This is a genomic window from Acidisphaera rubrifaciens HS-AP3 (genome assembly GCF_000964365.1).
In the GTDB taxonomy this organism is placed as follows: domain Bacteria; phylum Pseudomonadota; class Alphaproteobacteria; order Acetobacterales; family Acetobacteraceae; genus Acidisphaera; species Acidisphaera rubrifaciens.
Map to the genome: position 1 here is coordinate 1 of NZ_BANB01001140.1, position 467 is coordinate 467.

Consider the following 467-nt stretch of genomic DNA (forward strand, 5'->3'; position numbering starts at 1 on the left):
GCGTGGTGGTCCGTCGCGTGACGGTGCTCGTCGCGGCTGGTCTTGTCCGCGGCGTGATGATGGGTGTGGTGGTGGCTGTGGTGGGTGCTGCCGAGTTCTGAGGTGGTGTGTCCGGGCGTGTCGGGCGCCGGCTGGTCGGTCCCGGCGGCGCGCGCGCCCGGGGCGGCAAGAAGCAGGGCGGCGATCAGCAGCGAGGCGCGTCTCATGCCGGTCTGCCTGCCCCGTCGCGCCGCATCGGGTCAAGCCCGTCGATGCCCGCGCCTCACAGTGTGATCACCTGCCCGGTGCCGATCGCGGCGAGGAAGGCGGTCACGCCGCTGACCTCCACGTCGGGCAGCAAGGCATCCTCGGCCAGGCCGGCCATGCGCAGGCCGGCGGCGCAGACGGTCAGCCGGACGCCCAGCGCCTGCGCCGCTTCCCGCAGTTCCGCGATGCCGGCGACGCCGGTCGCGCGCACCGCCGCGTCG

2 protein-coding genes are annotated in these 467 nt (G+C 74.7%); both read right to left on the reverse strand.

Features of this window, described 5'->3' with window-relative positions; all coding sequences use genetic code 11:
• The coding region (locus tag B8460_RS20420; RefSeq protein WP_048863465.1) for a hypothetical protein at positions 1 to 206 on the reverse strand (206 nt) is incomplete at its 3' end.
• Between the two features lie 56 nt (positions 207 to 262).
• The coding region (locus B8460_RS20425; RefSeq protein ID WP_048863466.1) for a DsrE/DsrF/DrsH-like family protein at positions 263 to 467 on the reverse strand (205 nt) is incomplete at its 5' end.